The sequence below is a fragment of the Photobacterium sp. AWH4_225 genome (assembly GCF_056158405.1).
Genome location: NZ_JBSWTF010000002.1, coordinates 1 through 5,000, shown reverse-complemented (window position 1 = coordinate 5,000; position 5,000 = coordinate 1). Strand labels below are relative to the sequence as shown.

Below are 5,000 nucleotides of genomic sequence, written 5' to 3'. Positions count from 1 at the left end.
CCGAAGGATTGTTTATGTCGCTGCCGCTCGACTTGCATGTGTTAGGCCTGCCGCCAGCGTTCAATCTGAGCCATGATCAAACTCTTCAATTAAAGTTTTGGCTCAATGAATACTGTTAATCCATTACCGAAGTAATGAATGAATTGACTGTGCCGAATCTTACGATTCGATTTGGTCACTCAGTTTCATTGATAATGCTTTTGTTGACTATCATTTCACGAGTGCCCACACAGATTGCATGGTCAAATTGTTAAAGAACATATTGCCTTTCAGTGCCTTAGCACTTAAGCAGGACGCGTATAATACGCTAACCACTTCGAAAGTCAACATAAAACTCTAAGAAAACTTAAAGCTCTATGGTGACTTGCTTATCAAATAAGCAAAGTCGAAATCAAAGCCTGGCGATGTCCTACTCTCACATGGGGAGGCCCCACACTACCATCGGCGCTATTACGTTTCACTACTGAGTTCGGCATGGGATCAGGTGGGTCCATAATGCTATGGTCGCCAAGCAAAATTCTTACAATCTTGAAAGCTGATGTTCTCAACACTCATCCAAGTGTTTGCGGAGTCCGTAAAAACCCCTTGGGTGTTGTATGGTTAAGCCTCACGGGCAATTAGTACAGGTTAGCTCAACGCCTCACAACGCTTACACACCCTGCCTATCTACGTCGTAGTCTCCAACAACCCTTCAGGAACCTTATAGGTTCAGGGATGACTCATCTCGAGGCTCGCTTCCCGCTTAGATGCTTTCAGCGGTTATCGATTCCGAACTTAGCTACCGGGCAATGCGTCTGGCGACACAACCCGAACACCAGAGGTTCGTCCACTCCGGTCCTCTCGTACTAGGAGCAGCCCCTCTCAATCATCCAACGCCCACGGCAGATAGGGACCGAACTGTCTCACGACGTTCTAAACCCAGCTCGCGTACCACTTTAAATGGCGAACAGCCATACCCTTGGGACCGACTTCAGCCCCAGGATGTGATGAGCCGACATCGAGGTGCCAAACACCGCCGTCGATATGAACTCTTGGGCGGTATCAGCCTGTTATCCCCGGAGTACCTTTTATCCGTTGAGCGATGGCCCTTCCATACAGAACCACCGGATCACTATGACCTGCTTTCGCACCTGCTCGACTTGTCAGTCTCGCAGTCAAGCGGGCTTATGCCATTGCACTAACCTCACGATGTCCGACCGTGATTAGCCCACCTTCGTGCTCCTCCGTTACGCTTTGGGAGGAGACCGCCCCAGTCAAACTACCCACCAGGCACTGTCCGCACCCCGGATAACGGGGCGACGTTAGAACATCAACACTACAAGGGTGGTATTTCAAGGACGGCTCCACCGAATCTAGCGACTCGGTTTCAAAGCCTCCCACCTATCCTACACATGTAGGGTCAATGTTCAGTGCCAAGCTGTAGTAAAGGTTCACGGGGTCTTTCCGTCTAGCCGCGGGTACGCAGCATCTTCACTGCGATTTCAATTTCACTGAGTCTCGGGTGGAGACAGCGTGGCCATCATTACGCCATTCGTGCAGGTCGGAACTTACCCGACAAGGAATTTCGCTACCTTAGGACCGTTATAGTTACGGCCGCCGTTTACCGGGGCTTCGATCAAGAGCTTCGACCGAAGTCTAACCCCATCAATTAACCTTCCGGCACCGGGCAGGCGTCACACCGTATACGTCATCTTTCGATTTTGCACAGTGCTGTGTTTTTAATAAACAGTTGCAGCCACCTGGTATCTGCGACTGCCAGCAGCTCCAAGAGCGAGTCTCTTCACCGCCGGCAGCGTACCTTCTCCCGAAGTTACGGTACCATTTTGCCTAGTTCCTTCACCCGAGTTCTCTCAAGCGCCTTGGTATTCTCTACCCGACCACCTGTGTCGGTTTGGGGTACGATTCCTTACTATCTGAAGCTTAGAGGCTTTTCCCGGAAGCATGGCATCAATGACTTCACCGCCGTAGCGGCTCGACATCGGGTCTCAGCCTAGTGTAATCCCGGATTTGCCTAAGATTACAGCCTACACCCTTGAACCTGGACAACCGTCGCCAGGCCCACCTAGCCTTCTCCGTCCCCCCATCGCAATAGTAAGAAGTACGGGAATATTAACCCGTTTCCCATCGACTACGCCTTTCGGCCTCGCCTTAGGGGTCGACTCACCCTGCCCCGATTAACGTTGGACAGGAACCCTTGGTCTTCCGGCGAGGGAGTTTTTCACTCCCTTTATCGTTACTCATGTCAGCATTCGCACTTCTGATACGTCCAGCACACCTTACGATGCACCTTCAACCGCTTACAGAACGCTCCCCTACCCAATACATATAAATGCATTGCCGCAGCTTCGGTGTATAGCTTAGCCCCGTTAAATCTTCCGCGCAGGCCGACTCGACCAGTGAGCTATTACGCTTTCTTTAAATGATGGCTGCTTCTAAGCCAACATCCTGGCTGTCTGAGCCTTCCCACATCGTTTCCCACTTAGCTATAACTTTGGGACCTTAGCTGGCGGTCTGGGTTGTTTCCCTCTCCACGACGGACGTTAGCACCCGCCGTGTGTCTCCCGGATAGTACTTACTGGTATTCGGAGTTTGCAAAGGGTTGGTAAGTCGGGATGACCCCCTAGCCTTAACAGTGCTCTACCCCCAGTAGTATTCGTCCGAGGCGCTACCTAAATAGCTTTCGGGGAGAACCAGCTATCTCCAGGTTTGATTGGCCTTTCACCCCTAGCCACAAGTCATCCGCTAATTTTTCAACATTAGTCGGTTCGGTCCTCCAGTAAGTGTTACCTCACCTTCAACCTGCCCATGGCTAGATCACCTGGTTTCGGGTCTAATCCTAGCAACTGAACGCCCAGTTAAGACTCGGTTTCCCTACGGCTCCCCTAATCGGTTAACCTTGCTACTAAAATTAAGTCGCTGACCCATTATACAAAAGGTACGCAGTCACCCCGAAGGGCTCCTACTGCTTGTACGTACACGGTTTCAGGTTCTATTTCACTCCCCTCACAGGGGTTCTTTTCGCCTTTCCCTCACGGTACTGGTTCACTATCGGTCAGTCAGGAGTATTTAGCCTTGGAGGATGGTCCCCCCATGTTCAGACAGGATATCACGTGTCCCGTCCTACTCGATTTCACTCGCAATGCGCTACCGGTTACGGGGCTATCACCCTGTATCGCTGTGCTTTCCAGCACATTCACCTGTCGCAAAACTAGCTTAAGGGCTAATCCGGGTTCGCTCGCCGCTACTGCCGGAATCTCGGTTGATTTCTCTTCCTCGGGGTACTTAGATGTTTCAGTTCCCCCGGTTCGCCTCAATACGCTATGTATTCACGCATTGATAACTGCTTATGCAGCTGGGTTTCCCCATTCGGAAATCCAAGAGTATCGTGATTCTTACCATCTTCTCTTGGCTTATCGCAGGTTAGCACGTCCTTCATCGCCTCTGACTGCCCAGGCATCCACCGTGTACGCTTAGTCACTTAACCATACAACCCCAAGAGGTCTTTCGTATGGCTCAACAACCAAGGTTGTCCATCTGAGTATTGATGAACTGTGTTTCGCCGGACTCTTACACAAGACACTTGAATGTGTGTTGCTTGAGAACTCGTTCTATCTTTCGATAGAACTATTAGTATTGAATTCAATGAATTCAATTTACTAGTCAGCTTTCCAGATTGTTAAAGAGCATGTGTTTATCGTTAGATAACCACTTTTTAAAGACACTCGTCAGAATGCGTTTAAAGAGTGGTGGAGCTAAGCAGGATCGAACTGCTGACCTCCTGCGTGCAAGGCAGGCGCTCTCCCAGCTGAGCTATAGCCCCAACGATTTGAAAGACTTCACACTCACTTCCTCTGGGAGAGAAAGTGGTGGGTCTGAGTGGACTTGAACCACCGACCTCACCCTTATCAGGGGTGCGCTCTAACCACCTGAGCTACAGACCCAAGTCTTTCACGTTCTTTTACTATTAACCAAGCAATCTGTGTGGACACTGCATAAAACGCAGTCATATCGTTAAGGAGGTGATCCAGCCCCAGGTTCCCCTAGGGCTACCTTGTTACGACTTCACCCCAGTCATGAACCACACCGTGGTAAACGCCCTCCCGAAGGTTAAGCTATCTACTTCTGGTGCAGCCCACTCCCATGGTGTGACGGGCGGTGTGTACAAGGCCCGGGAACGTATTCACCGTGGCATTCTGATCCACGATTACTAGCGATTCCGACTTCATGGAGTCGAGTTGCAGACTCCAATCCGGACTACGACGTACTTTCTGGGATTCGCTCACTCTCGCGAGTTGGCCGCCCTCTGTATACGCCATTGTAGCACGTGTGTAGCCCTACTCGTAAGGGCCATGATGACTTGACGTCGTCCCCACCTTCCTCCGGTTTATCACCGGCAGTCTCCCTGGAGTTCCCGCCATGACGCGCTGGCAAACAAGGATAGGGGTTGCGCTCGTTGCGGGACTTAACCCAACATTTCACAACACGAGCTGACGACAGCCATGCAGCACCTGTCTCAGAGTTCCCGAAGGCACCAATCCATCTCTGGAAAGTTCTCTGGATGTCAAGAGTAGGTAAGGTTCTTCGCGTTGCATCGAATTAAACCACATGCTCCACCGCTTGTGCGGGCCCCCGTCAATTCATTTGAGTTTTAATCTTGCGACCGTACTCCCCAGGCGGTCTACTTAACGCGTTAGCTCCGAAAGCCAGTGTTCAAGACACCAACCTCCAAGTAGACATCGTTTACGGCGTGGACTACCAGGGTATCTAATCCTGTTTGCTCCCCACGCTTTCGCATCTGAGCGTCAGTCTTTGTCCAGGGGGCCGCCTTCGCCACCGGTATTCCTTCAGATCTCTACGCATTTCACCGCTACACCTGAAATTCTACCCCCCTCTACAAGACTCTAGCCTGCCAGTTCCAAATGCTATTCCGAGGTTGAGCCCCGGGCTTTCACATCTGGCTTAACAAGCCGCCTGCATGCGCTTTACGCCCAGTAATTCCG

The 5,000-nt window shown here is 51.1% G+C and carries 2 tRNA genes and 4 rRNA genes (1 of these 6 running past the window's edge); all 6 read right to left on the bottom strand.

What is annotated here, in order from left to right:
* Nucleotides 1-92: ribosomal RNA gene (locus ACXAD4_RS16255) — 16S ribosomal RNA — on the bottom strand (it extends 1,461 nt beyond the left edge of the window).
* Between the two features lie 304 nt (nucleotides 93-396).
* Nucleotides 397-512 (bottom strand): 5S ribosomal RNA (rrf, locus tag ACXAD4_RS16250).
* 84 nt (nucleotides 513-596) lie between these two features.
* Nucleotides 597-3,484: ribosomal RNA gene (locus tag ACXAD4_RS16245) — 23S ribosomal RNA — on the bottom strand.
* A 260-nt stretch (nucleotides 3,485-3,744) separates the two neighbouring features.
* A tRNA-Ala gene (locus ACXAD4_RS16240) sits at nucleotides 3,745-3,820 on the bottom strand.
* Nucleotides 3,821-3,864: 44 nt separating this feature from the next.
* Nucleotides 3,865-3,941: transfer RNA gene (locus ACXAD4_RS16235), tRNA-Ile, on the bottom strand.
* Nucleotides 3,942-4,012: 71 nt separating this feature from the next.
* A 16S ribosomal RNA gene (locus ACXAD4_RS16230) occupies nucleotides 4,013-5,000 on the bottom strand; the annotation flags it as partial.